We start from the raw sequence: 22,554 nt of genomic DNA on the forward strand, positions 1-22,554 counted from the left end.
ATCATGTTAAAATACTTATCTATTCCTGAATTGAATTTTTCTGAATCTTGGAAAATTGGATGGCATAAAATCAATAGTTTAAGTAAACTTGATAAATATATGACCTTATTTTGGTTGTTAGGACCATTTATTTATTTAATAGAAAGAGATCCAGCTGACTTATGGCTAACCTTAATTTGTTTCATTTTTCTAGCTAGATGTATCAAAAGAAAAGATTGGAGCTGGGTAAATCAAATTTGGTTTAAAAGTGCTTTAGCTTTATGGATATTTGGTTTATTTTCAGCAATCACTGGCCCTGATCCTTTGTTTTCGTTTCAACAAGGTTTTGTCTGGATACGTTTTCCACTTTACGCAGCTGCGGCTCAAGTTTGGCTTGCTAAAGACAGGGATATAAGAATTGTCATGTTATTATCTATCCTAATTGGAATGCTAATCATGTGCGGAATCTTAATTGCCGAAACAATAATAGAATCTAAGACACGACTGACATGGCCTTATGGAGATTTAGTCCCCGGAGGTTATATTTCTAAAGTTTCACTTCCACTATTTTGTGTTTTAATGGCTATTGCAGTAAGTAAAAAAAGTAATGCTGGTCTGATTTCAGGTTTTATTGGTTTGTTTTCAATCGGGGTATCTGTTTTAACTGGTGAACGAACTAACTTTCTTATTCGGGCGTGTGGAGGGATACTCGCCAGCATTGTTTGGAAGCCAAAGTTTATAATGTTTTCGCTATTAGTTTTGATTGAGATTATAGCAGTTTTAATTGTATTTTTTAATCGACCTGACTTGAGTGATCGTTTTGTAAAACAATTTGTAAATGATATTCCTATAGTTAACACAACAGATAATAACCCATATTGGGGTGCCTGGAGAGGAGGCATTCAACAAGGATTAGTTACACCTTTAAAAGGTATTGGACCTTCTGGAACAAGAAACACATGCAAAATATTAAACACGGATTTTCCAAAGTGGTTACCAGGTAAAAATTACTGTGGAAACCATCCTCATAACTTTTATGTTCAATTATTTGCTGAAACTGGTATCATTGGATTATTCTTAGGTTGTGTAATGTTTGGGTCAATTATTTTATCGTGTTACAAAGCCAGAAAAGAAAATTTCAACTGTCCAATGGCTGCAACCGCTTTTGTCGTTCCCTTAGGATTTTTTTTTCCAATTCAACAATTTAATAGCTTCTATGGACAATGGAATAACTTATTTATATGGTTTGCTATTGCTTTTGCTATGTCTCAATATCAAGGATGGCGAAATAATAAGAGTTTCTTAAAATAATTTTTTATAATCATAACTTTATTTAAAATAAAAAATTATTTAAGTGCTATTTAAGGTAAAAATTTTTTTTTAAATTGAATATTTTTCGAGGGTTTAGAGGTGCAAACAATTATTTGTATGAAGTGGGGATCAAGATACGGACCTGAGTTTGTAAACAGATTATATGCAGCAATTGAGAGAAATACAAAAAGAGAGACTCAACTTTATTGTTTTACTGACAACCCAATCGATATTAATAAAAATGTTATATGTAAACAATTACCCAAGATAAATTTGCCTGAGGCTATTTCATTAACACCTTGGAGAAAGCTTAGTGTTTGGCAACACCCCCTTGAAAACTTAAAAGGAGATGTTTTATTTCTAGATCTCGACTTAGTTATTACAGGCGGTCTTGATTCTTTTTTTGATTATAAACCGGGCAAATATTGTGTGATTGAAAACTGGACACAAATTGGAAAAAATATCGGCAACACAAGCTGCTTTCGTTTTCCCGTGGGGAGATATAATTATATATTTGACAAGTTTCAGAAAAATCCAGAAGAAATTTGGAAAAAATATAGGATTGAACAAATTTTCTTAAGTGCAGAAATTAAAGAACAATATTTCTGGCCAGCCGAGTGGTGTAAAAGCTTTAAGCATAACCTTCTTCCAAAATGGCCATTTAGAATATGGAAGCCCGCAAAACTTCCAAGGGAAACATCTATTGTTGCTTTTACTGGCAAGCCCGATCCTGATGATGTCATTAAAGGAATTTGGCCAGTGAAAAAATCACAATTTTATAAAAAAATTTACAAACAATTAAAAACTCCTCAGTGGGTTTCAAAGAACTGGTCTTGATCTAATGAATTTGATTAATTGGATTTTTATTTATAAATGCTTCTATTCCCTTTAAATAACCATTAAAAAACTTTTCATATGCTTCTTCTGACACGTAACCAATATGAGGTGTAAGAATTGTATTCTTTGTTTTTCTTAAAATATGGTCTGCTGGTAAAGGTTCTTGATCAAAAACATCTAGTGCAGCACATGAAATAGTATTCTGATTTAGTGCGTCAATTAAGTCTTGTTCTTTAATAATAGGACCACGACTAGTATTGACAATAACAGACTCTTTTTTCATAAGCTTTAATTTATCTTTGTTAATGTATCCTTGTGTTCTTTCAGAAAGCCTTGTGTGTATTGTTAAAATGTCAGACATTTTAAATAAATCTGAACTACTAACATATTCAACGTTAGCTTTTTCACAATCTTCTTTTTTTAAGTTGTGGCTCCAAGCAATTACCCTCATGTCAAAAGCTTTAGCAAAATTAGCAACCTGTAAACCTTGCTTTCCAAGGCCAAAAATACCTAAAGTATTCCCCTTCAACCCTCTTCCTAAAGTTGTTTGCCAATTACCATCTTTCATATTCTGAATTTCAGTTTGTAATCCTCTCCAGCTATTCATAATTAGAGCCCAGGCTAATTCAGCTGTTGAGTGAATTTTGGTATCTGTTCCACAATAAACTATATTTCGTTCTTTTAGAGCGTCTGTGTCTATAGATGCATTCCACATACCACTTGTAATAACCAACTTTAAAATAGGGAGTTTATTAATTAGTTTTTTAGGAAGAGGCGTTCTTTCACGCATTAAACATAAAACATCATAATCTTTTAGCTGTTCAGATAAATTATTATCATTACCTATGTATTCATTAATAATGTTTAGATCAATTTTCTCACTTAAAGAGCTCCAGTTAACAAATTTATGAGTGACATTTTGGTAATCATCTAAAATAGCAACTTTAATTTTTTTCATTTTTTTTAAACCCTTTTACTTAACTGATCCATACCCTGCTATTCGTCCAAAAACAGCCCCTGATGTTAATCCTGAACCTCCTGGGTAACCGTTAAAGAAGACACCACCTACTAGTTCTCCACAAGCAAACAGACCATTTATTGGCAAATTATCTGATTTTAAAACCCTTCCGTTTCCATCTACTTTTAATCCACCATACGTAAATGTAATTCCACCTGTAACCGGATAAGCTTTATAAGGTCCCTTATCAAGGGTTTGAGCCCAATTTGATTTTTTAATTTTTAAACCTTGTGTCGACTTTCCGTCTAGAATAGTTGGATCAAAGACCGTTTCTTCATCTATAGATTTGTTATATTCATCTAATGTTTTTTGTGTTTCATTTTTGTCGATACCATCCATTTTATCAATTAATTCTTCTAAAGTGTTGGCCTCAACAAAATGAGCATCTTGAAACGTATATTCTTCGTAAAGTAAATCAAAAACTTTACTATCAAATATTTGCCAGGCAAAATGCCCAGGTTGCTCTAATACTTTTCTGCCATATTGTGCATAGGTATAATTTCTGAAATTTTTACCTTCATCAAGAAATCTTTTACCATTAGCATTAATCATAATACCTAAGAAGTAACATATTTTACGATAATTTTTTCTTTCACCTGGTTCTAAATCTAATCCACCATAATTTTTCATATGCAAATCCATTGGTGTTGCATGACAACCATCGAATAAACCATGTTTTGTAGCTCCAATATCTAGGGCCATCTTTAAACCGTCACCTGTATTATTTGGAGTTCCTCTAACTTTAGCTTTTAACCAGTTATCCCCAATAAATAATTTTCTTAATTCATCATTTGCCTCAAACCCACCTGATGCTAAGATCACTGAATCAGCTTCTACACTTTTGTTATCAACTAATAATCCAATTACCTTGTTATTTTCGAAAATTAACTTAGTTACAGGACTATTATAATGAATTTCCCCCCCCAATGATAAGAAAGCTGCTAATTCTTGATCAAACAGGCCAACACCTTCATTTTCTGAAGCAAGCGTTAGACCTCCCCAAAAAATATGTTTTCCATTTTTTAAAAAACTTTGTCTTGAGTAAATTGGTTCAAACTTCACGTTATGGGATGCAAGCCATTGAATAGTTTCAAAGGATTTAGAAACCAATATATTTTGCTCAGGGCTTAATGGTCGGCCATCGTTGAAATTTAAAAGATCTAATGAAAATTTTTCATTTGTATATGTCCCAAAGTCTGTGTCTTTAATTCTTTTATCATCAGGATGTTTTAAAAGATCTATTAATTGATCACCATTTTCATATGAAAATCTCATTGCACCAGCTGTGTATTTAGTGTTTCCTCCAGCCATTTTTTTATCAGCTTTTTCATAAATAACTACGTTTGCCCCTTTTTCTAAAGCAGCAATACCAGCTGATAAAGCTGCATTACCAGAACCAACAACGACAACTTTTCTAGGCATATCAATTTTCCTTGAATTTAAATTTTTATTAGTAGATTGTTTAAGTATTGTTATTCTTTAATGTAGTTTTTTTCAAGTTCAATTTATTTTAAGGCTTGTTATGTCTTCAAATTTAATAGGTTCCCTAATTTGGATCATATTTATTTTTTTATCTGTATTTACACACATGATAATAAAGTCGCTTTCAGGTGAGGTCGACTTTATAATAACCTTGTTTTCTAGGTTTGTTTACTCGTTACCAATCCTTTTTATTTTAGCTTATTTAGCAAGAAACAAACTTTTCCTAAAAGTGAATAATTGGAAAAATATCATATTACGTTCATGTTTTGGTTTTGTTACAATGGTAATGGTTTTCTCTTCTTTGCAACTAATACCAATAGGCCTTACTACAGCTCTAGCTCAGAGCTCTGCAATATATGTTACATTATTATCACCTTTTTTTTTAGGTGAAAAAATAGGACTAATTAGATGGACTGCTGTAATAACTGGTCTATTGGGCGTTTTTCTAATGATTGATCCAATAAGTATAATTAAACAAACCTCAGGTTTGTCTAGCTTAGGACTTTACCTGGCTTTTGGAAGTGCAATTACTCACGCTGGATTGGCACTAATTTTAAGAAAAATTGGAAAAACAGAGCACCCTGCAACTACAGCATTAATACATAACTTAATCACATCATTTGTCATAATATTTCTTATAATAGTTTTAGGAACTAAGTTTTATGGAACTACAGGAAAACACGGATTAGAAATTCTAATTACACCTGATTATTTACTTTACACTTTAATATTTTTAGGTTTCATAGGATCTTTTGTACAATATTTAATGGCACAAAGTTACAAATATGCTGAAGCAACTATATTAGTAACCTTACGCTATCTGGCTATACCTATAGCTACTATATTTGGTTATATAATTTGGGACGAAACACCCTCAAGCAACCAAATTACAGGTGGACTAATTGTAATTAGTTCTTGTCTCTTGATTACTTATAGAGAAATGAAAAAAAAAACAATTATTCAGTAACCAATTGCTAACCCATCTTTTCGCCAATCACTTGCACCTATCAAGACATCTCTATCATTATCAATTAGTATCATCTGTCCACCACCAATAGGTGATGCAGGATGATTTATTTCATGCCCTCTTAAAGCTAAATCACCAATCACATCTTTATCAAACTTATTCTCAAAATCTAAAATATTGTTATTAGGAAATACTCTTGGAAAATCGAGAGCTTGTTGAGGACTCAGACCAAAGTCAATCATTTGTGACAAAACATAAGCATGGCCGGCTGCTTGATATTGTCCACCCATAACTCCAAATGAGCCTATTAATTTACCATTTTCTGAAATCATTGCTGGTATAATAGTATGAAGAGGTCTTTTATTAGGGTTGAGTTCATTAGGATGATCTTTGATAAGGTTAAAAGCTCTCCCTCTACAATGGAATAAAATACCACTTTTTGGAGCAGTTATACCACTTCCAAATGCATCAAAAAGAGAGTTGATAAATGAAATTGTCATACCATTTTTATCTCTAACTGTAAGATAAATCGTGTCTGGATGGTCAGGAAAATGAGTTTTTTCATATAATTTAGCTTTGTTCATATCAATTTGAGATATGAATGAATCTATCATTTTGTCACTTAAAAACTGATCAACAGATAGCTTGTTAGTTTTAGTGTCTGCTAAATATCTATCTCTTAAATAATAACCTATTTTGACAGCTTCACAAAATACATGCATGTAATCTGCTTTAGACATTTGGTTAGGATTAAATTTTTCAAGTACTCCTAAAATTATTAATGCAACTAACCCTTGGCCGTTAGGTGGACACTCATGTATTTTGATATTTCGATAATTTCTCGAAATGGGACTTACCCATTCAGCGTTTGCATTATTAAAGTCGTTTAGAGTATGGTTCCCACCAATAGATTTAAGTTTATTAATCATGTCGTCAGCTACCCATCCATGATAAAATCCTTGAGAGCCTTCCTCAGCTATTGTTTTAAAAGTTTCAGATAAATTTGAATTAACAAAATTATCAGTAGCTTTAAATGGTTTCCCATTTTTTAAAAATACATTTAAAGTATCTTTATCTTTAGATAATTTTTCAGTATTTTTTGACCAGTCAAGTCCTACTCTTTCATGAACAAGAACTCCAGATTTGGCGTAATCTATAGCAGGATGAAAGATTTCTTTCCAAGGCATATGACCATGTTCTTCATGAAGCAAACTCCAACCTGCAACCGCACCAGGAATAGTAATAGCATCAGGCATTTCTGGAGTAATTACTGAAACGTTTCTATTACGTAAATTACTTGCAAAAGCATTTTCTGAAGCTTTACCTGATCCATTAAGAGCTTTGATGTTGGTGCCTCCATCGACTGAGAGCATCGCAAAACAATCCCCTCCTATTCCAGTCATGTGTGGTTCTGCAACACATAAAACTGCATTCATCGCTAATGCGGCATCGGCAGCATTTCCTCCATTTTTTAATATTTCAATTCCAACAGAAGAAGCAATTGGATGTGAAGACGCAAGCATAGCGTTAGAGCTTATTACATTAGATCTTCCAATATCAGAAAAATCCCTATTGATATTATTACTAAATATTTTACTCAAAATAAGAATCCCTTTTATTAAACGTTTTTGTATTCAATTTTTAAAACTTATTTTATAATTTACTGTAATAATTTTTTTATATTTTTTGCAGCTTGTTTAATTCTTTGTTCATTTTCAACTAAACCAACTCTTACAAAACCTTCTCCGTATTCGCCAAAAGCTACACCTGGAGCAACAGCCACGTCAGCTTTAAGCATCAATTCTTTTGCAAATTTCAATGAACCCTGATTTTTGAATTTCTCTGGTAAAGGTGCCCAAGCAAACATACTTGCTTTAGGGCTAGGTATATTCCATCCAGCTCGTGACATCGTATTAATTAAAACATCTCTTCTTTTTTGATACGTGTTTCTGATTTCTAAAACACAGTCTTGGGGACCGTTTAAAGCTGCTGCTGCTGCAACTTGTACAGGTGTGAACGCACCATAATCAAGATAAGATTTAATCCTAGTTAGAGCGTTGATTAATTTTATATTGCCTACTGCAAAGCCAATTCTCCAACCAGCCATTGCATAAGTTTTTGACATAGAGGTAAATTCAACAGCTATTTCTTTTGCTCTTGGAACCTGTAAAATTGAAGGGGGTAAAATACCGTCATAGTAGATTTCAGCGTATGCTAAATCCGATAATATATAGACATTGTATTTCAAAGCTATTTTCACAACTTCTTCATAAAAGTCTATTGATGCAACTTGTGCAGTTGGATTAGAGGGAAAAGAAACTATTAGTGCCACCGGTGCTGGAACGCTCTCCCTTATTGATCTTTCTAATCTTTCTAAATATAAACTTGGATTAAAGATCCCTTCATCCATTGCAGGTAGATGACGTAAAGATGCACCAGCAATAATAAAACCATATGGATGTATTGGATATGAGGGGTTTGGAGATAATATTATATCTCCTGGCGAAGTAATGGCTTGTGCTAAATTTGCCAGACCTTCCTTTGAGCCTAGTGTAACAACTACTTCATTTTCTGGGTCTAATTCAACACCAAACCTTCTTTTATAATATGCAGTTTGAGCTTTTCTTAACCCAGGAATACCTCTACTAGTTGAATATCTGCCGGTACCTGGTTTTTCAACGGTCTCTTTTAATTTTTCTCTAATATGTTTAGGTGTAGGCATGTCAGGATTACCCATTCCAAAATCTATTATATCCTTGCCTTTTGCTCTTAATTCAGCCTTGAGTCTATTTACTTCGGCAAAAACATAAGGAGGCAATCTCTTTATTCTATCAAATTCATCGATCATTATTAATCCTAATTAATATCAAATGATTTTTTAATAATATCTTTAGATATGTTAAGTTTTAGTCTAAAATTAAATTCATTTAGATTAGTTAGATTTAGAGTGTTTATTTTAAGGTATCAATGAATTTTTTTATTAAAAGTATTTTTTTAATTGTAGGAATTTCAATTATTGGTTTGATGCTGTGGTTTGGTATGCCTAATATCCAACAAGTGCTAAAACCTGTTAAAGTTATATCTGTGACTATAACTTTAAATAACAAATGCTCCTTTGATAATGATAGCTTTGTAGTGGCTGTACCTGGAACGAATTTAATTTTTCCATTTAAAAAGGGCGTTGCTAGGCTAATGCTTAAGTCAGATAGAAAAGTTCAACTTCTGTCAAATCCAAAATATAAAGCAGTTAGATATGTTGGTATTCATGTACCTGTAGAACCCAAAATGATATTAGAAGCTGACTGCTCCACGTCACCCAGATTAAAGGGAATTTTTGGGTCAATGAAAAATCAATTTAAAAATTGAGGAGAATGTTATGAACGATTCAAAACCAAAATTACCTAATGATCCTCTCACAGGTTTGTCTATTAAAAAATTAGGAGAAAAATTAAGAAATAGATCAATAACTTGTGTTGAATTAACATCTACATATTATAAACGAATTGAGATATTAAACCCATATCTAAACGCATATATATATCTTGATAAAGCACAAAGCTTAAATTGGGCAGATGGTATAGACAAGCTCTTTATGAATGGTGTTGATCTTGGACCTTTAATGGGAATACCAATTGCAATTAAAGATATTTGTTCGGTAGACGGAATGCCTACTACAAATGGCTCTCAGATAATTTCTGATGATATTACCGGGCCTGAAGGGTCACTGGTGAAAAGGCTAAAATCATTAGGATGTATAATTTTAGGAAAAACCCATACTGTTGAATTTGCTTTAGGGGCCACAGGTTTAAATAAACATAAAGGTACTCCAAAAAATCCATGGGATATCGAAATTCATAGAATGCCGGGCGGCTCTAGTAGCGGATCTGCTGTGGCTGTTGCCTCTGGGTTAGCCGCTTTTGCAATTGGGACTGATACAGGTGGTTCCGTTAGAATACCAGCATCACTAAATGGAATTGTTGGCTTAAAAACAACTAAAAACAAATGGCCAACCGACGGTATTTTTCCGCTATCTCCTACATTAGATACACCTGGCCCAATCGCGCGATCAGTTGAAGATACCAAATTTATTTTTGATACATACAATGGATCAACGTCAAAAACCAAACCTCTTAATATAGAAGGCATGTCTTTTGGAAAATTAAAAGAGCCCTTTACAATAAATTTAGATCCTGATGTTACAGAAGCTTTTGAAAAAATATGCGAAGAATTAATAAATCTTGGTGCAAGAATTGAGGATGTGATCATTCCAGAAGCTAATGAAAAAACAACTCTTTTCCCGAGAATAGTTGGATCAGAAATTATTAGCGCATTTGGGAAAGACAGATTTTTGAAAAATGTTGATAAGATGGACCCTGTTACAGGAAACAGAGCTAAACTAGGCTTAGATGTTTCTTCAGTTGACTACATTAATGCCAAAAATAGACTTTTAGAATTAGAAATAATGATAGATAAACATTTCACTAAATATGATGCTTTTTTATCTCCAACGACTGTTATGCAAGCATTAGACGTAAGCAAGTCAAAAATTGGTGGAGAACTTCATGAAAGAAGTCTTTTGGCTTCCGCTAATACTCAACCTGTAAATATTTTTGGAATATGTGCAATTTCGTACCCAATTCAAAATTTTTGTAAAAACATAAAGCATGAAGAAAAGCTTCCTATTGGTTTACAAATAATATGTAATAAAAACGAAGATAATAAAGCCGTTGAGATTGCTTTAGCTTTTGAAAAGCAATTTGGATATCCTTCTTTGCCAAATGTAGGAAAATTTTTGTAATAAATTAAATTAGAGTATTTTTTATGATACTAATTTTAAAAAAAATATAGTAAAAGTAAGAATAAATTTTATTATGGTTTTCATTTTAATAAAAATTTAAATTACATTATATCACACAATTAATTAAGGATGTTAAGATTTGTCTATAAAACTTATAGAAGCTAAAAATTTAAAAAAATCTTTTGGAGATTTTGTTGCTGTTGACAATATTAATTTAAACATTGAAAGAGGAGAAGTTGTTGGGTTTTTAGGACCTAACGGAGCCGGAAAATCAACAACAATGAAAATGTTAACCGGTTTTCTAGAACCTGATGGAGGCGAAGTTTTTATTGAAGGTATAGATTTAAAATCTAAACCTTTAGAAGCAAAACGATCTATTGGTTATCTTCCAGAAGGAGCTCCATCATATTCGGATATGGAAGTTTCAGAGTTTTTATCCTTTGTAGGCAAAATGAGAGGATTGAATAACAATGGGTTGTTAAATACACGATTATCAGACATGGCTGAACAAATAAATTTAAAAGAGGTGTGGCATAAGCCAATTGAGACTTTGTCTAAAGGCTTTAAAAGAAGAGTTGGTATAGCACAAGCTCTTATACACGACCCTGACATTCTTATCTTAGATGAGCCAACTGATGGATTAGATCCAAATCAAAAATACGAAATGAGAGATTTAATAAAAAAAATTTCTACTAATAAAGGAATAGTTATATCAACACATATATTAGAAGAAGTTGAAGCTGTATGTTCTCGGACTGTAATAATAGCAAACGGGCAACTTCTTGCGAACGAAACACCTGATAACTTAGGAAAACAATTTAATAAAAAAAATATGTTCTCATTGAAAGTTGTTAATAAACTCAACAAAACCCAAATCAAAGACATAAAGTCTTCACTTGATTACAAAAAAGTAACAGTTAAGAATTTGAATATCACTGACACTTTAATATTAATTGAAGATGAAGAAGAAAATATTAATCTTAATAAAATAATGACACAGTTAAAAAAATATAAACTTGATATAAATGAAGCTACTTTTATAAAACCTAGCTTAGATGATATTTTTAGAAAAATAACTCAATAAAAATAGATTAACTACCAACATATTTGGATATTAAAGATGAACGCATATTTAAATAAAACTTTTATAATTTTTGATAGAGAGTTGAGAGGCTATTTCAGAACACCTCTTGCATCAATTTTTTTACTTGTTTTTTTAGCTCTTTCTTCAGGAATGACCTTTTTTCTAGGTCGATTTTTTGAGCGCGACCAAGCTGATTTAACAGCTTTTTTTGCTTGGCACCCTTGGTTATTTTTAATTTTAATGCCTGCAATTGGAATGCGGCTATGGGCTGAAGAAAGACGTTCTGGCACTATAGAACTACTAATGACACTACCTGTAACAAATTCTCAACTAGTTGTAGGTAAATTTTTTGCTAGCTGGGTATTTACACTCATCGCACTTTTACTTTCTACTCCTATTTGGATTACTGTAAATTATTTAGGAAACCCAGATAATAGCGTTATTTTTATATCATATTTAACTAGTTGGTTAATGGCTGGAGCTTTCTTAGCTTTAACTTCTTGTCTTTCAACTCTTACAAAAAACCAAGTTATTGCTTTTATTATTTCATCCATAAGTGGGTTTATATTAATTATGGCTGGCTTTAGTCTGGTTTTATCCTCTGTTAGATCTTGGGCACCAATTTGGATTACAGAAACAATTGGATCAATGTCTTTCTTATCTCACTTTAGTAGAGTTCAAATGGGAGTTTTTGATTTATCAACTTTAATATTTTTTGTTTCAATGATTATTTTGTGCCTTTGGATAAATATTCAACTTGTTCAAATAAAAAAAGCAGATTGAGGATATAATGAATTCATTTAAAAACATAAAACCTAGAACGCTTATAAAATTATCTATAGTTTTATCTATACTCATATTTTTTAGTATCAACATTATAACTAATAATATGCTTGCTTCTTCAAGAATAGATTTTACTGAAAACAAACTATATTCACTATCTGATGGAACTAAATCTCTTTTAAAAAACCTAAATGAACCTATTCATATAAGGCTTTTTATTTCAAGTAACTTAGTAAAAGATGTTCCACAACTATCCACCTATGCAAATAGAGTACAAACTATGCTTAAGACATATAGGAACATCTCAGATGGAAACATTACGCTTGAAATCATTGATCCAAAACCATTTTCAGATGCTGAAGATAGAGCAGTTGGCATGGGAATTAATTCATTTAACGCTACTGAGATGTCAGATGCTCTCTATTTTGGTTTAGCAGCAACAAACTCTACTACTGGACAAAAGAATATACCTATTTTTTCTCCTGAAAGAGAAACTTTTTTAGAATATGATTTATCAAGTTTAATATCTGAATTAAGTCAAATCAATAAACCTGTAATAAGTGTTATAGATAATCTTGGGCTTAAAGCCGATAGTAGAATTGGAAAACCAGAACAACAAATCCTTACACAAATGAAACAACTTTTTCAGGTTGAAATGGTTAATGAAAGCGTCAACACATTAAATAAAGCAACAAAAGTTTTAATGATCATTCATCCAAAATATTTGTCTGATGAAACGCTTTATATGATTGATCAGTGGGTATTAAAGGGCGGCCCAACCCTTATATTTTTAGATCCTTATGCTGAAACAGAAGTTAGTAGACAGCAAGGTGTTCCTCCAATAAACCCAAGGTCAAATCTAAAAAAGTTACTGAATACATGGGGCATAGATTTCGACGACAAAAAAGCTGTTTTAGATGCTGAGTATGGTTTTCGTATTTCAAGAGATATAAATGGGCGCGATATTCAAGTTACTAACTACCCTTGGTTGAACATAAGAGGAGATGGTTTGAAACAAAATGAAAGTTCCCTCTCCAACCTAAGTACTATAGTAATGACGACTGCTGGCTCGTTTGTATCAAATAATGAAAAAATAATGTTAGAACCTATTATAACCTCAAGCATAAAATCAGGTTTAGGTGAAGCTCAAAAGGCCGGAAACCCAAAAGGAGATCCAAGAGACCTTTTGTCAGACATTAAGGCTAAAGACCAAAAACATATATTATCTGGATGGATAAAATCAGATTTAAAAACATCATTCCAAAACTTTAAAAAAAGCAACGACACAGAACAATTAATGAAATCTACAAATAAGTCTAATATTTTATTAGTATCCGATGCAGATATGCTTATGGATCGTAATTGGCTTACACAAAGAGGAGCTTTTGCAAATAATGGTGACTTTGTTTTAAATGTTGTTGAGAAAATGATAGGGGGAAACATTTTATCTGATTTGAGAGGTAAGGGTACTTCATGGCGTCCATTTGAAAAAATTATTTCATTAGAGAAAATTGCTGAACAAAAATTCCAACTTCAAGAGCAAATGCTAGCAAAAAAATTAAAAGGTATGGAAGATAAAATACGAACCTTAACTCAGAATAATCAAAATGAGAGTGATATTCTATCTCCTGAAACCCTAAAGGCAATTGAAGGGTTTAAATCTGAAATGATGTCAACTAGATCACAATTAAGAACTGTTAAATTTGATTTAAGAAGAGATGTAGAGACTTTAAAAAAATGGATTATTTCTATAAATGTGGCAATTCTTCCAATATTTTTTGCAAGTATAGCTCTTTTAATTTCCTTAAAACGAAGAAGAAAAAAATCTTATTAAATTAAAAACTGGATAATAACATGACAAAAAAAAGCTTTTTAAACTTAACTATATTCTCTTTTTTATTAATAATCTTGGCTGCTGTCTCAATAAATTTTAATTCTCAAACATATAACTTTAGTGAAAGAGATAGTGTTTTTTTAAAAAATTTTACAAAAAATGTTAATGATATTACCCTTATATCAATAAATTCATTTGATAATAATATTGACTTGGTCAAAGATGAAAATAGTTACATATCTACATCTGGTTATCCTCTTAAAAAGGGTATATGGGAAAACTTAATTACAAGCTTATCTCTTCTTACGATCGAAGAAAAGAAGACTAGCGATCCTAAAAGACATGTAGAATTAAATTTATTATCACCTGAACTAAATAAAAGTGACCTTGAAAGTGAAGGATACGCAACCAAGATCACATTAACAAAAAAAGATGGATCAATTTTTTCTTCTATTTTGTTTGGAAAGACAGACCCTAGCGTAGGTGGATTAAGTGGAGGACAATTCGCAAGAATGCCTGATGATAATCAAAGCTTCCTTCTAAAAGGAGCGATTAGAATGCCTACGAGTAAGTCTGATTGGTTTGAGAGTTTACTCTTTACAATTAACAACAAAGATTTTCTTAGTGCATCGTTATCAAATAAAACTAAAATTTTCAAGGTCGAAACTGATGAAAAGATATTAAAATTATCTTACCCAAAAAATGTAAACTTTAACGTTGATCAATCAAAACTAACTGATATTAGAGAAACTATAAATGGATTTTATTTTTACGATGTAAGAAAATCAAAAACAAAAAACTTTGTAAACTTACCCACATTAACTTTTGAAACAACAAATGGTTTAGTTTTATCTTTATATTCAGTGACAAAAGACACAAAAGGGGAAAGTTGGATAAAAATTAATGCAATAGCAAAAAAGGCTGCTGCTAAAAAGATTGCAGAAGAAATTACTAACAAAACAAAAGGTTTTGAATTTTTAGCTAACGTGAATACCAGTGATATTCTAAGATGGAACCTTAAAAACCTTGCTGCTAAAAATAAATAAATATATTAATAAGATCTTGGCATTCCTAAGACATGTTCTGCTATATAAGAAAGAATTAAATTTGTTGATATAGGAGCTACTTGATATAACCTAGCTTCTCTAAATTTTCTTTCTACATCATATTCCTCAGCAAAACCAAATCCACCATGTGTTTGTACACAAGCTTCAGCAGCCTCCCATGAAGCATCTGCAGCTAACAACTTAGCTGTATTAGCTTCTTCTCCTATAGGTTTACCAGCTTCATATAATTTAGCGGCATGATATACCATTAATTCTGCTGCTTTCATATGGGCATATGCTTTTGCTATTGGAAATTGAATTCCCTGATTCTGACCAATAGCTCTTCCAAAAATATTTCTATCATTTGCGTAATTAGTTGATTTTTTAGTAAACCATTTTGCATCACCTATACATTCAGCTGCGATTAATATTCTTTCAGCATTCATACCTGATAAAATATACTTAAAACCTTTATTTTCTTCACCTACAAGGTTAGATGCTGGAATTCTAAGGTTATCAAAGAAAACTTCTGTGGTAGCATGATTCATCATTGTTCTAATCGGTCTAATTGTTAAACCATTTCCTTTGGCTTTTCTCATATCCAGAAGAAAAACAGACAAACCATCTGTCTTCTTAGACACTTGATTTAAAGGTTTAGTTCTTGCTAATAGTAACATCAAATCTGAATGTTCAGCTCTGCTTGTCCAAATTTTTTGACCGTTTATAACATAATCGTCACCATCTCTAACTGCCACAGTTCTTAAACTTGTTGTGTCAGTACCGCTTGTTGGCTCTGTTACACCAAACGCTTGTAATCTTAAAGTTCCATCGGCAATCTTAGGTAAATACTCCTTTTTTTGTTCATCAGAACCGTGTCTAAGGACTGTTCCCATGGTATACATTTGAGCATGGCATGCTGCTGCATTGCAACCTTGATGATGTATTTCCTCTAAAATTACTGATGCTGCAACCATTCCCAAACCAACACCACCATATTCCTCAGGTATGAGTGCCCCTAAAAAGCCAGCATCTGTGAGAGCTTTTACAAATTTAGTGGGATAGGCCTGCTCCCTATCTAGTTTACGCCAGTAATCACCTTGAAAATCTCCACAAAGTTTAGCAACAGATTCTCTTACTTCTGTTATCATAGAATTTTGTGATTCTAAATTATCTACTTGCATAGTTGTGTCAGGCATATTGTTCCTCATAAATTTACATAATACACATAATATAATATAATATATAATATTTTGAATAATATATTATTTGTCTAAGTTAATAATAATTAGTTTTTATTAACATAAATTTTATTTTCAATAAATACCTTGGAGATTACAAATGAAGTTAGAATTTCACCATATAAATTTTGTTTCTAAACATGTAGATGACATGAATGATTTTTATAAAAAAATTTTAGAGATGGATAGTATTCCAACTGAACATTTTCCTCGAACCGAAGAGACTTTTGATAGCGGTTACAGCGGAAAAATTAATTTTGTAACAGAAGGCAAAATAGAGATGCATTTAGCAGAACGTGATATAAATGTTGCCTTTAAGAACAATCATACTATTAACCCTGTGGATAAAGGACATATTGCATTTAGAACTGATGATATAAAGTCATTTATTAATAAACTCAAAAAAGAAAATATTCCATTTTCAGATTATGGAACTACTTTTGCCAAAGAATGGCATCAGGTTTTTTTTCATGATCCAGAAGGCAATGTTATTGAAGTCCATCAAAATATAAAATAGTTAATTAAATGATAAAACAATGCTTCAAAAATATTGATTTTAGAATTTTGTGGGGTGCCGGTTGTATGACAGGTATCGCCCGCGCTATGGAATTTCTAGCCTTAAGTTTATTTGCACTTCAAGAACTGGGGTTACCATATTTAGTTACTATAATTTTTGCGGCTAGAATGTTACCCATGAGCCTTTTAGGAATTGTAATTGGGACAATTTCTGAGAGAGTATCTCCAGTTTTGGTAATTAAATTCATTTACACTCTTTCTAATATTTCAACTGGTATTGCTATATTACTTGTGTTTACAAATAATTTTAATGTTATCTTTGCTTTTCTACTTGCGTTTATAAATGGCATTACTTGGGTAGTAGATCTTGCAGTGAGAAGGCGTGTCCTAGCAGATAACATTGATCAAAACCTTTTAAGCTCTTCTCTTGCAATGGAAACACTTTCAAATAATGCAACCAGGTTAATTGGTCCTTTATGTGCTGGATCACTCTATGCTTTCGTAGGATTAGCTGGTATTTTTAGTGTCCAATTTTTTATGTATATTCTGGCATTAGGATTTATAATAAAGTTTCAAAAGTCAAAAAAGCATAAACTTATATGCCCTAGTGCAAAAATTAAATCCATAATAAAACAACATTGGGCTCATGGCCTATTAAAAGAAATATTAAAAACTGGGAAAAATGCCTATAATTTGGCTAGCTTAAGATTAGTATTAATAATTACTTTAATTTTTAACATTTTTGGATTTCCTTTAGTCTCTTTGATACCAGTTCTTGGAAAAGAAAAGTTAATACTATCTGAATTTAATATCGGTGTATTAGCCTCTTCAGAAGGTTTTGGCGCTCTCATTGGGGCCTTAATAATTGGAAATATATCCCCTCAAAAGCAACTCGCCTCTATTTTTATTGTTGGAGTTACTGGTTTTTTTATAGGTATGGTTATGTTTTCATTTTCACCAAGTCTATTGCTTGCTTTTATAAGCCTAACTTTTGGTGGTATTTTCTTATCTGGGTTTAGTACAATGCAAGGTGCTCTAGTCTATCAAGCATCTACAGCTTCAAAAGGTAATAATTTTGGGGTCTTAGTAACATGTATTGGAACAGCGCCTCTTGGGTTAATGAATTTATCTTGGATTATCACTCAAATTCCAGTAGACAAAACTATTCAAATAAATGTATGTTTTGGCTTGTTTTGTATAATAATGACATTACTGTACTTTTTTTATAGAAAGTGAATTTCTGACTTCAAAACTACTTTTACTGTAAACTGCTAATATCTATAAATTCACGTTAAGTGAATTAAATAATTTCTATTTTTTTTAATTATGATACTTTATGATCACCTTAAACGTCCAATAATCACATGGTTATACAAAATGAAACAAATGAACGAAATAAACCAAGTACAAGATGATGAAATCGACATTTTTGAGTTGTTCCAAACGTTATGGGATGGCAAGTGGCTAATCAGTGCGATCGTTGCGATAGCCGTTTTACTTGGCGGTGGTTTTCTTTTGCAGAAAGACGCTAAGTACGAGTCAAAGTTGATTTTTTCATTAAATACAATCCCTCCCTTTTATAAAAATAATAAGATAAAAACTGATTTCCGAACAAAGTTTTATTCCGTCAGCGTATTTGAGGAGTGGAAACAGAATAATAGTAATATTTCTATAAAGTTTGAAGATTTTAGTACGAATGTAGTTGTAGATGGTTTCGTATTGTCAAAAAATGAAGGTCAAATGTTGGCAACATTAGTATCTGAAAAGAGAGGCTATTCGTTTGTACTTGTTAAGTCAAATCAAATTCCTGTATTGGATGATTTTTTTGAGTATGCCTCTCACATAAACGGATTGCTAAAGAATGAGTATGTTGTTCGTGCTAAAGAGGAACTGAAAATAATTGAAGAACGTTTGAAGGATTTAACTACAGCAGATAACAATATTTTAGATATTTTGCTTCCGATTGATAGATATATTATTAGCGCAGAAAAGGGAGCAAACGTACTTGCTATTCAGCGTCCTAAAGCGCCCGAAAAAGTTTCACCTAATTCCTTCTTTACACTCGCATTGTCTGTAGTTTTAGGTGGAATGGTTGGTGTGTTCTTTATCCTTACTCGCAATACTATAAGGAATCGTAAAAAGCAGTTGGCTGAAGCGTAAGAAACCTCTCAATCGCCTTTTCACTAACACATTGATATTACTGAGTTTCAATAGTTCCCTTCGTACGCACAAACGAATAGAGCAGTTAGAAACTTGTTAGAAATTGGTCTTAAATTCTATATAAATCAATAATTTATATCATTGCCACTATTGAATGAGAGTAATTATTTTGGTGTAAATAACTGATTTGATCAAATTTATTACTTACACATTACTTTCACGAACGTAAATCAATCGTTGATTTCCTTAGCCTTTTTTCATACAGTTACACAAATGTGTGACTACTGAAACTCGTAGTAACTCAGAGACTAAGATTTGGCACTTAAGAAACAGCAATTTGCAGATGGCGAAACTAAAATAATGGCTCAAATAGATAAAATTTTGTCTGAAATTCTTGTTGATCCTGTGAGCCGTAGTCCTTTGATAAAGTTGCATTCACAAAATGGAAAAATTGTGGAAATAAAAAATGAAAGTGGTCAATCATATCCTGTTATTAATGGAGTTATCAATTTTGCGAATGAAACTAATTATGCAGATAATTTTGGTGATCAATGGATGCGGTTTCCTAAGCTTCAGTTAGACTCTTTTAATGGGACATCAATATCAGCAATCAGATTCTTTAAAGCTCTTAAATTAGAACCAAATGAGTTAAAAGGTAAACTGATCTTAGATGTAGGTTGTGGAACAGGGAGGTTTGCAGAAATAGCGTTAAATGCAGGCGCTTATGTAATAGGCTTAGATTACTCAGCTGCAGCGCAGGTTGCTTCCAAAAACTTGGAGAAATATTCAAATTTTAGGGCGATACGAGGTGATATTTATAAACTTCCGTTTAAGGAAAGCAGCTTTGACATAGTCTATTGTTTAGGCGTTCTTCAACACACGCCAAATGTAGAACAGGCTTTCAAGTCTCTGCCCCCGGTAGTCAAGAAACCTGGCTACCTAGTAGTGGATTATTACTGGAAACGGCTCAGATCCGTGCTTGGCTGGAAATATCCAATAAGATTGATAACTTCTCATCTAAAAGAAACTACTGTTCTGAAAATTCTTAGTCTAATTCACCCTTTTGTTTATCCAATGTCTAAATTAGTTATTAAGACTCGGTACGTTGGTAAAGCATTATCACGTCTACTACCAGTGGTTAACTATTGTAGAGATTACCCTGAATTAGGTGATGAATTATTACGTGAATGGTCATTTTTAGATACTTACGATAATTGGGCGCCAAAATATGATCAACCGCAAACAGTCGATACTGTATTAAGGTGGGCTAAGGAGATCGGTTTAGAAAAAGTAAGTTGTGAGCACGTTGGGCATTTAGTAGTTAGAGGATCTGTAAAATAGAATTCTGCAGCTATGTGAATAATTACAGGCAGTGTTAAGAATAAAATTATGTCTTCACTATGCAAGTGCCGAGTGCGCAAACTATTGAATTGCAATAGTTGCACAAGCGTAGATAAAACGTGCAAAGTAGTGATGAAGTTACACATTAGTTTCACACTAACTATTAGTAGGTGGTAAATGATTAATATTAAACAGGTAATTTTCAATATTACTACTGAGTGGGAGTAGATTTTATTACATATCATTGTTAGAAACTTGTTAGAAAGTCAAATCATGTAATTTGATTTTATTGGCTTTTGTGCTTTCGATTATTTCATATTTCTTAATTGAAAAATCATGCAGAAACTCAAAGGTTTTTAGTAGAGAGTTGTTTTTGAGTGCCATAGTAATTTCATTAGCGGCACTGACTTTTGTGAATTATGATTTTATTTCAAAAGATGGATACAAAGATAGGCTCCCACCGATTCTTTCAAAACAGAATTTATATGAAGAAGTTTGGAATCACTTCAAGCAAGAAGGGAGGCCATGTTATCAAAGATTTGCTGACTTTTGTAGAATAGATAATGACATAAACCTTACGCGTGTACATGCTCTATCTGATAGTCATCTTTCTTCAATGTCTCCACAGCTCGTTTCATCATTAGGTAATGAGTTTAACTATTTGGAGATCAATACTCCTGGCTGTCCTTTCGTTTTGAACGTGAATAATTATGATGCTAACGGAAACATATTCTATGGATGTTCTTCTGATCATCAAAATTTTCGATTAAAAAGCATAGAACAAAAGCCTTCTATTATTCTTTTAGGCGGAAGGTTTCACGCATACATAAGTTCAAGAAGTTTTGTTAATAAAAAAGTTGAAGAATTCGGAGATATATGGCTTACATTTAAATCAGAAAATAATATTCCATTTGTAGAAGAGTTCAAAAATACAGTTCAATTGTTAATCTCTCAAGGCCATAAAGTTGTTTTAATCTACCCTATACCAGAAGTTGGTGTGTCTGTGCCACATTACATTTTAAATTCGATAAAAGGTAAATCAGTTTCTGATATGAGTTCTGATTTTGAAATCCTAAACACAAGTTATGAGGTGTATCAAAATCGCTCAAAATCAACATTCGAATTGTTTGACTCTATTCAATCTCCAAATATCTATCGTGTTTATCCCCATACATTGTTTTGTAATAAACAATTGAAAGGTAGATGTGTTACACATGATTATGATAATGTCTTTTACGCAGATTCCGATCATCCAAGTGCTAAAGGTTCGGAAATGATTGTTGAATTGATTATGGAACAAATTAATAAGGCAGAGGTAAATATTAGAGGAAATTAATCACATACAACAACATTACTTAGTTTTAGTATCTGCTTTTGATTTTCCTTTTCTACACGTGTGTTTGGCAATTTTTTACGTAGCCACTTTTTGTGTCGTTCTGCTCTTTTCAGTTCTTTTTCGTTAGTATCTATTTTCTGAACAAATAAGTGTAAGCAAACTAATGCTTTTTTATGATAGAGATACAGCAATACAAGCAGTAGAAGATGAAAGTAGTTCGCTTATAAAAGTGCCAAAGAACATACAAAGAAAGCAGATAGTCACAGCAATAGATAGGATATTTGCGAAAGGGATGGAGTTTGAAAAGGGAAGACAAGTGCGTAATCCAAATCGTTCAAACGCACGTTATCATCTGACAAAGCCTATAAAGATAGAGAACTTAAAAGCTTCATTTGACGTATATGAAATACAAAAAATTGCTCTAATGAATGGAGAGAAAGTAGATAATAAGAAGTTAGCAAAGGCTATAGGATTGAAAGTAGAATGCAGAGTAAAAGACGAAGCGTATGATGCGGCATATGAAGCACGTATAGTAAGTGTTGCCATTAGCCGTAAAAAGAAGTTAGCGATAGATGCTATTGCTAATGTTGTTGAAGGTAAGTTTATCTAACAAAAAAGGAGAAAAGATATGGTACGTTCATTAGAAGAGATACAAGCAGATAAGAAGGATGCTATTGCTGAAGTGAAGAAACTCATTGTCGAATACAAACTAACAAAGGGTGATATTAGAGGAAAAGCAATAAAGCAGTTGATGGCTGAATGAGTTGAAATCATACTCTAAAAGAGGTTAGAAACTTTCTAACCTTATTTTAGTGTTTCTATTG

General features: G+C 32.2%; 21 protein-coding genes. 16 read left to right on the plus strand and 5 right to left on the minus strand.

Translation table 11 applies throughout. The features are described 5' to 3' along the window. The first annotated feature begins 3 nt into the window (after positions 1-3). A complete protein-coding gene (locus ABXT66_RS10405) occupies positions 4-1,290 on the plus strand; it encodes an O-antigen ligase family protein (RefSeq protein ID WP_443643445.1) in 1,287 nt (428 codons plus the stop codon). Between the two features lie 99 nt (positions 1,291-1,389). After that, positions 1,390-2,127 (plus strand): hypothetical protein, encoded by a 738-nt coding sequence (locus ABXT66_RS10410; protein ID WP_443643446.1) that lies wholly within the window; start codon positions 1,390-1,392, stop codon positions 2,125-2,127. Position 2,128: 1 nt separating this feature from the next. Here ABXT66_RS10410 and ABXT66_RS10415 read toward each other — a convergent pair whose 3' ends face one another. Both ABXT66_RS10415 and tcuA read right to left on the minus strand, forming a co-directional pair. After that, a complete protein-coding gene (locus ABXT66_RS10415; RefSeq protein WP_443643447.1) occupies positions 2,129-3,085 on the minus strand; it encodes a D-2-hydroxyacid dehydrogenase family protein in 957 nt (318 codons plus the stop codon). A 15-nt stretch (positions 3,086-3,100) separates the two neighbouring features. Next, the gene (gene tcuA / locus ABXT66_RS10420) at positions 3,101-4,567 is read right to left on the minus strand and encodes an FAD-dependent tricarballylate dehydrogenase TcuA (RefSeq protein ID WP_443643448.1); all 1,467 of its coding nucleotides are present in this window, start codon (positions 4,565-4,567) and stop codon (positions 3,101-3,103) included. Between the two features lie 100 nt (positions 4,568-4,667). Here tcuA and ABXT66_RS10425 point away from each other — a divergent pair, with 100 nt between their 5' ends. After that, positions 4,668-5,594 (plus strand): DMT family transporter, encoded by a 927-nt coding sequence (locus tag ABXT66_RS10425; RefSeq protein ID WP_443643449.1) that lies wholly within the window; start codon positions 4,668-4,670, stop codon positions 5,592-5,594. Here ABXT66_RS10425 and ggt read toward each other — a convergent pair. Beyond that, positions 5,588-7,195 carry a gamma-glutamyltransferase gene (gene ggt, locus ABXT66_RS10430; protein ID WP_443643450.1) on the minus strand — a complete coding sequence of 536 codons (1,608 nt, stop codon included), beginning with the start codon at positions 7,193-7,195 and terminating at the stop codon, positions 5,588-5,590. The two genes, ABXT66_RS10425 and ggt, sit on opposite strands and share 7 nt — an antisense overlap. Positions 7,196-7,254: 59 nt before the next feature. After that, positions 7,255-8,442 (minus strand): LL-diaminopimelate aminotransferase, encoded by a 1,188-nt coding sequence (locus ABXT66_RS10435; RefSeq protein ID WP_443643451.1) that lies wholly within the window; start codon positions 8,440-8,442, stop codon positions 7,255-7,257. A gap of 119 nt (positions 8,443-8,561) precedes the next feature. Between ABXT66_RS10435 and ABXT66_RS10440 the strand changes: the two genes are divergently transcribed. The 6 genes from ABXT66_RS10440 to ABXT66_RS10465 all read left to right on the plus strand — a co-directional run bounded on the left by ABXT66_RS10440 (position 8,562) and on the right by ABXT66_RS10465 (position 15,139). Continuing rightward, positions 8,562-8,960 (plus strand): hypothetical protein, encoded by a 399-nt coding sequence (locus ABXT66_RS10440; protein WP_443643452.1) that lies wholly within the window; start codon positions 8,562-8,564, stop codon positions 8,958-8,960. 10 nt (positions 8,961-8,970) lie between these two features. Next, positions 8,971-10,392 carry an amidase gene (locus tag ABXT66_RS10445; RefSeq protein ID WP_443643453.1) on the plus strand — a complete coding sequence of 474 codons (1,422 nt, stop codon included), beginning with the start codon at positions 8,971-8,973 and terminating at the stop codon, positions 10,390-10,392. 139 nt (positions 10,393-10,531) lie between these two features. Then, positions 10,532-11,476, plus strand: a complete 945-nt coding sequence (locus tag ABXT66_RS10450; RefSeq protein ID WP_443643454.1) for an ABC transporter ATP-binding protein — start codon at positions 10,532-10,534, stop codon at positions 11,474-11,476. Positions 11,477-11,512: 36 nt separating this feature from the next. Beyond that, positions 11,513-12,259, plus strand: a complete 747-nt coding sequence (locus tag ABXT66_RS10455) for an ABC transporter permease subunit (protein ID WP_443643455.1) — start codon at positions 11,513-11,515, stop codon at positions 12,257-12,259. Between the two features lie 7 nt (positions 12,260-12,266). Beyond that, on the plus strand, positions 12,267-14,093 hold the full coding sequence (locus tag ABXT66_RS10460; protein WP_443643456.1) for a GldG family protein: 1,827 nt from the start codon (positions 12,267-12,269) through the stop codon (positions 14,091-14,093). 20 nt (positions 14,094-14,113) lie between these two features. Continuing rightward, the gene (locus ABXT66_RS10465) at positions 14,114-15,139 is read left to right on the plus strand and encodes a DUF4340 domain-containing protein (protein ID WP_443643457.1); all 1,026 of its coding nucleotides are present in this window, start codon (positions 14,114-14,116) and stop codon (positions 15,137-15,139) included. Between the two features lie 5 nt (positions 15,140-15,144). Here the strand turns inward: ABXT66_RS10465 and ABXT66_RS10470 are convergent, their stop codons facing one another. Further along, a complete protein-coding gene (locus tag ABXT66_RS10470; RefSeq protein WP_443644740.1) occupies positions 15,145-16,287 on the minus strand; it encodes an acyl-CoA dehydrogenase family protein in 1,143 nt (380 codons plus the stop codon). 190 nt (positions 16,288-16,477) lie between these two features. Here ABXT66_RS10470 and ABXT66_RS10475 point away from each other — a divergent pair, with 190 nt between their 5' ends. The 7 genes from ABXT66_RS10475 to ABXT66_RS10505 all read left to right on the plus strand — a co-directional run bounded on the left by ABXT66_RS10475 (position 16,478) and on the right by ABXT66_RS10505 (position 22,493). Beyond that, entirely contained in the window at positions 16,478-16,894 is a 417-nt protein-coding gene (locus ABXT66_RS10475) for a VOC family protein (RefSeq protein WP_443643458.1), read from the plus strand. An 8-nt stretch (positions 16,895-16,902) separates the two neighbouring features. Beyond that, positions 16,903-18,129, plus strand: a complete 1,227-nt coding sequence (locus tag ABXT66_RS10480) for an MFS transporter (protein ID WP_443643459.1) — start codon at positions 16,903-16,905, stop codon at positions 18,127-18,129. Between the two features lie 141 nt (positions 18,130-18,270). Continuing rightward, positions 18,271-19,053 (plus strand): Wzz/FepE/Etk N-terminal domain-containing protein, encoded by a 783-nt coding sequence (locus ABXT66_RS10485; protein ID WP_443643460.1) that lies wholly within the window; start codon positions 18,271-18,273, stop codon positions 19,051-19,053. Positions 19,054-19,368: 315 nt separating this feature from the next. Then, a complete protein-coding gene (locus ABXT66_RS10490; protein ID WP_443643461.1) occupies positions 19,369-20,394 on the plus strand; it encodes a class I SAM-dependent methyltransferase in 1,026 nt (341 codons plus the stop codon). A 373-nt stretch (positions 20,395-20,767) separates the two neighbouring features. Further along, positions 20,768-21,730, plus strand: coding sequence for an SGNH hydrolase domain-containing protein (locus ABXT66_RS10495; protein ID WP_443643462.1), 963 nt, complete (start codon positions 20,768-20,770; stop codon positions 21,728-21,730). Between the two features lie 163 nt (positions 21,731-21,893). Further along, the gene (locus tag ABXT66_RS10500) at positions 21,894-22,340 is read left to right on the plus strand and encodes a hypothetical protein (protein ID WP_443643463.1); all 447 of its coding nucleotides are present in this window, start codon (positions 21,894-21,896) and stop codon (positions 22,338-22,340) included. 18 nt (positions 22,341-22,358) lie between these two features. Beyond that, positions 22,359-22,493: a hypothetical protein gene (locus ABXT66_RS10505; RefSeq protein ID WP_443643464.1), complete on the plus strand. Its 135-nt coding sequence runs from the start codon at positions 22,359-22,361 to the stop codon at positions 22,491-22,493. Positions 22,494-22,554: the final 61 nt, after the last annotated feature.

It is taken from the genome of Candidatus Levibacter sp. Uisw_134_01 (genome assembly GCF_047717795.1).
Classification (GTDB): Bacteria; Pseudomonadota; Alphaproteobacteria; order Puniceispirillales; family Marisalimonadaceae; genus Marisalimonas.

Bases quoted from the DNA above. Each gene is read 5' to 3' on its own strand.
- ABXT66_RS10445 (WP_443643453.1), top strand. From the start codon at position 8,971: ATGAACGATTCAAAACCAAAATTACCTAATGATCCTCTCACAGGTTTG.
- ABXT66_RS10505 (WP_443643464.1), top strand. From the start codon at position 22,359: ATGGTACGTTCATTAGAAGAGATACAAGCAGATAAGAAGGATGCTATT.
- ABXT66_RS10440 (WP_443643452.1), top strand. From the start codon at position 8,562: ATGAATTTTTTTATTAAAAGTATTTTTTTAATTGTAGGAATTTCAATT.
- ABXT66_RS10475 (WP_443643458.1), top strand. From the start codon at position 16,478: ATGAAGTTAGAATTTCACCATATAAATTTTGTTTCTAAACATGTAGAT.
- ABXT66_RS10415 (WP_443643447.1), bottom strand. From the start codon at position 3,085: ATGAAAAAAATTAAAGTTGCTATTTTAGATGATTACCAAAATGTCACT.
- ABXT66_RS10465 (WP_443643457.1), top strand. From the start codon at position 14,114: ATGACAAAAAAAAGCTTTTTAAACTTAACTATATTCTCTTTTTTATTA.
- ABXT66_RS10460 (WP_443643456.1), top strand. From the start codon at position 12,267: ATGAATTCATTTAAAAACATAAAACCTAGAACGCTTATAAAATTATCT.
- ABXT66_RS10470 (WP_443644740.1), bottom strand. From the start codon at position 16,287: ATGATAACAGAAGTAAGAGAATCTGTTGCTAAACTTTGTGGAGATTTT.
- ABXT66_RS10425 (WP_443643449.1), top strand. From the start codon at position 4,668: ATGTCTTCAAATTTAATAGGTTCCCTAATTTGGATCATATTTATTTTT.
- ABXT66_RS10405 (WP_443643445.1), top strand. From the start codon at position 4: ATGTTAAAATACTTATCTATTCCTGAATTGAATTTTTCTGAATCTTGG.
- tcuA (WP_443643448.1), bottom strand. From the start codon at position 4,567: ATGCCTAGAAAAGTTGTCGTTGTTGGTTCTGGTAATGCAGCTTTATCA.
- ABXT66_RS10480 (WP_443643459.1), top strand. From the start codon at position 16,903: ATGATAAAACAATGCTTCAAAAATATTGATTTTAGAATTTTGTGGGGT.
- ABXT66_RS10485 (WP_443643460.1), top strand. From the start codon at position 18,271: ATGAAACAAATGAACGAAATAAACCAAGTACAAGATGATGAAATCGAC.
- ABXT66_RS10435 (WP_443643451.1), bottom strand. From the start codon at position 8,442: ATGATCGATGAATTTGATAGAATAAAGAGATTGCCTCCTTATGTTTTT.
- ABXT66_RS10500 (WP_443643463.1), top strand. From the start codon at position 21,894: ATGCTTTTTTATGATAGAGATACAGCAATACAAGCAGTAGAAGATGAA.
- ABXT66_RS10455 (WP_443643455.1), top strand. From the start codon at position 11,513: ATGAACGCATATTTAAATAAAACTTTTATAATTTTTGATAGAGAGTTG.